The sequence below is a fragment of the Deltaproteobacteria bacterium genome (assembly GCA_018668695.1).
Classification (GTDB): Bacteria; Myxococcota; XYA12-FULL-58-9; order XYA12-FULL-58-9; family JABJBS01; genus JABJBS01.
This window is the reverse complement of sequence record JABJBS010000188.1, coordinates 1-3729: the sequence shown is the minus strand read 5'-3', so window position 1 is coordinate 3729 and position 3729 is coordinate 1. Positions and strand designations below refer to the sequence as shown.

Sequence of the window (3729 nt, the reverse complement as noted above, 5' to 3'; positions counted from 1 at the left end):
GGTTGTACTGTCGCTCCTGGTTTTGATTTTTCCGATTTTGAAATGGCGGACCCGAAGGTGCTCATGGGAGACTATCCGGAGCACTCATCCTGGATTCAGTCACTCACTCGAAATGCTTAACATGTGCTTATTTAAGCGCATCGATAAAGGTTAATTTTAATGACTCTCGAAACAAAAATTTTTCATAATCCAAGATGCTCCAAGTCCCGACAAACACTCGCTTTGTTGGAAGAGCGGGGCATCAAGCCCACCACGATAGAATATTTAAAAGGTGGGTTGAATACACAGGTCCTGGCTGAATTACTTGGGTTACTCAACTTAGACGCTGGTGCCATCTTGCGAAAAAAAGAAGATGCATACGCCGAGTCGGGCCTTTGTGATTCGAGCTCTGATGAACAGATTATCGAACAAATTGTAAAGCACCCGGTTCTTCTAGAGCGTCCAATTGTTGTACATGGATCCCGAGCAGCCTTGGGCCGTCCACCCGAAAATGTCTTATCGATTTTAGACTAAAAGTGTCACCTTAGGTATTTGCACCCGCCTGCACTTTAGACAATACTCAAACTGATTGCTGACTACCTAGGGGGGAAGTTGGCATGGCAGAATGCCTTGGGAATTCATGCGCGTGAAGACAAAGGGGAAAGCCGTGAGAAATCATTCATCAAGTTCTGAGACCATTACAGTAAACACTTCACGGGAAATGCCTCGTGATTATATCTACCGGCTGCTTCGAGAAACCGAAATGGCGTATCTAGAAGTTGCCGATGATCCACGGCCATCGGCTAAGCGTGCCGCGAGTGCCTTGGCTGAGCAGCTTGCTGAGCTGCACGATGAAGTCGAAGATTTTCTACTTTACGATGATAATTGATTCGGGCTGCTAGCTCGTGACAGTTACCGGGTGCCTACTTCCCCACGAGGAGGTCGGCGATGAATTCTATCGTTTTGGAGAGAATGCAAACGGGAATTCAATGGTAACACTCTCATCGGTGTGAGCCGGGAATTTCCAGTCGACCATTTTCTTAACGAGACAGAGGTTAAGCTCAGCTGAGCCGATGCCGTCTTTGAGTAGTCGGCCTTTTTCAATGCTACCATCTTGGACGATGGTGAGTTCAAGCTCAACAATTCCTGCCAGGGCATTATTTGAGGCAAGGGTTGACTCGTAGCAAGCTTGAAGTTCTTCGAAATGTGACTTGACGACTGCTTGAATCACCTCAGACGTAAGTTCTGTGACGTCTGTTGTAGTTGGAGTTGCGCTGCTTGTCGTTTGAACAGTGTCGACCTTAGCTTTGGGTGCATTATCGACGGAACTCACCTGGCTTGAGGCACATCCAGTGAACGTCAGGAACAAGATTACAGGGGCTATTGAGCTAGATCGCATGGTTTTCTCCTCTGGGCACCCTATGGTGGGTGAGCTTGGAGTTCAACCGTCTGGCGCCAGAGCATTTTTTTTGGTTCCCTTTTTCGGGGGACCAATCACCTTAATTTGGAGGTCGTTTGTGGCGTAATATCCAATTTTCCGGCCGGTCTTGAAGTCGAAGAGAACAAGCTCGTCACCCTTGCCGTCGATTTCTTTGGCGTAGGCCAAGGCAACTGACAAAAATGAGTGCTTTTGCTGCTCTTGCAATTCCGAGAATTTTGGACCCAACCGAACCCGCATAAACGATGATCGAACTTCCACCTCAAAAAATATCTTACGCTCGATTAATTTCGTAATGAAATCTTTCCTACTTTTTTGCTGCGGTGCTTTGGCACTGGTGCGTGCGGCGTCGGCCTTTTGTTTTAGTAACTTTTCCTTCTTAAGCCTGCCGGCGGCTTTGGGATCCCATTCTTTAAGTTTCTTTTGGGTGTCTAAGAGTCGCTCAACGGCGACTTGCTTGAGCACCTGCCGAAATTTGTAATTGGACTGACATAGAATTTGAAAGTCGTCAGAGCTAAAAACGAAAGCTTGAACCGGTGTCTGGCAGATACAGGCCGCTGAGCGGGTAGTGTTGTAGAGCAGTGCGGCTTCGCCGAAAAAGTTACCTTGATGAAGCGTGGCAACATCTAGCCCTTTATTAAAAAGCGTTTTGTTCAGAGTAACTCTGACGGTACCTTTATAGATGATGTAGAAGTTGTCGGCCCGCTGATTTTGTTTGAAGATAGTCTCGTCAGTGTCAAATTGATAAAGCGCTACGCTTCGGCATACCTTTTGTAACTTGCCGACCTTAATATGCTCCAGAAACTGTGTGCCTCTGACCAGTTCAGCCAGTTTCTTAAAGTCGCCTGTTGCCGTTTCTACTCGTTTCATGACCCATCAACACTGAAAGTAAACCTACTCTTATTATAGTTTCCTTCCTGTCTGTTTCTCGGTCAAGCCAGGAGCTTGCGCAGGTAATCCAGGTGGAGTTTTAGCCGTGGGTGCCGTTTCTGAATGTCCTCTAAGCCTCTGAATGCTATAGGTTTTCTCGCCGCCGTGTTTCGAGCGCCTTCATAAAGAGACCAAGCTCGAGAATAAGCTATTCGAAGTTTTTCCTCGTCTTCAAGCCCTAAATGAGGCGCCGAGTCTTCGGGGACTGGAGCGTTGGTCACGCTTTGTGTTCCAGGTGTTTGCGCCCCGAAGTGGCCAGACCAGATCGCTTCAACTTGAACCCGGCTCCATTTTCGAAGGGCGTCTAAGTCTTTGTTTCCATGGGTTGCCCAAAAGGATTGCCAATCCGATACAAATGCATACGCACCGCCGAGTTCGGCGGGGGAGAGTTCACCAATCGCGAGGTCTCGTGCCTTATCCCAGTCCGCTTTCATCTCCATTAAACTTTGTTTCGGGAGCGGCTTTGATGGTCCGGTCGAGATGTCTGTATTCAGTTGAGAGTCTCCAAGAAGTTCCGCCCGCGGGGATTGTTCTGGGTACAGGATTTCATACAGGATGTGTTCAATTTGATACTTTAGGGTGACTCGCATTTTTCTTGGGGGACCCGGGTTGAGTGGACCTGTCGTTACAAGCATCTCGTTTAAGAAAATAGGGTCGCCTGGTTCAGCCAGCCTTTCGATTAGGATCCCGAGCGAAAGCTGACCGCCTTGAGTTAGGGTATGGGACGCACGGAGCTTGTGCTCAGCGAGCACGAAGGGCTGCTCCATGCATAATAGCTGATAACGGAGTTCGTTGATGTTTTCGTCACACAAAGTCATCGAGTTTCTCTGTTGCTTTCCGGGTTAGCCCAAAAGGGGTACAGTCGATGCCTCAGGCTTGAACTCAGCGGATGGCAGGCGTCCTTCTTTTAGAAACGATGCCATCTGCGTGGAGAGCATCTGGCTGCCGCGGTTCACTTCAGCATAAATTGTACGGCGTCCAGAGACCATCGGCAATGCCAGTTCTACTAGTTCTGCAACCTGACCGGTGGTTAAATCCGAAACATCTGTTGCATGGGGCCAGGCGGCGCCCGTTTTGGTCTCGTACCAATCTGCGAATTCCTGTGTTTTGAGCCATGCCTTAAACGATTCGGGTGTTGAGAACTGGCCTGAAGGGTCAACCCATTTCGCGAATGCTGGCGATGCGATGGCGCGCCGAGTGTACTGCTCCACCCAATTGGCCAAGGTAAAGCTTGAGCCATACGCACGGGTCGTGTGCCAGTAGATTGAGAGAAGCGCTTTGTCTTCGGATGTGAGCTCCGTGACGTCCTTCTCTAGAGATTCGGCCAGTGCATCGCGTTTTGAGCTTGGAAGTTTTTCAAATGCAGCGCTCAGTTCGCTTTT

6 protein-coding genes are annotated in these 3729 nt (G+C 48.9%); 2 read left to right on the top strand and 4 right to left on the bottom strand.

From position 1 onward, the window contains the following. Window positions 1–159: 159 nt before the first annotated feature. Entirely contained in the window at window positions 160–513 is a 354-nt protein-coding gene (gene arsC, locus HOK28_09960; protein MBT6433405.1) for an arsenate reductase (glutaredoxin), read from the top strand. A gap of 133 nt (window positions 514–646) precedes the next feature. Then, entirely contained in the window at window positions 647–868 is a 222-nt protein-coding gene (locus tag HOK28_09955) for a hypothetical protein (protein MBT6433404.1), read from the top strand. 66 nt (window positions 869–934) lie between these two features. Here the strand turns inward: HOK28_09955 and HOK28_09950 are convergent, their stop codons facing one another. The 4 genes from HOK28_09950 to HOK28_09935 form a co-directional block, all read right to left on the bottom strand. Continuing rightward, window positions 935–1378, bottom strand: coding sequence for an AgmX/PglI C-terminal domain-containing protein (locus HOK28_09950; protein ID MBT6433403.1), 444 nt, complete (start codon window positions 1376–1378; stop codon window positions 935–937). A gap of 42 nt (window positions 1379–1420) precedes the next feature. Beyond that, a complete protein-coding gene (locus tag HOK28_09945; protein ID MBT6433402.1) occupies window positions 1421–2287 on the bottom strand; it encodes a cyclic nucleotide-binding domain-containing protein in 867 nt (288 codons plus the stop codon). A gap of 62 nt (window positions 2288–2349) precedes the next feature. Further along, window positions 2350–3165, bottom strand: coding sequence for a hypothetical protein (locus tag HOK28_09940; GenBank protein ID MBT6433401.1), 816 nt, complete (start codon window positions 3163–3165; stop codon window positions 2350–2352). A 24-nt stretch (window positions 3166–3189) separates the two neighbouring features. Next, the coding region (locus HOK28_09935) for a hypothetical protein (GenBank protein ID MBT6433400.1) at window positions 3190–3729 on the bottom strand (540 nt) is incomplete at its 5' end.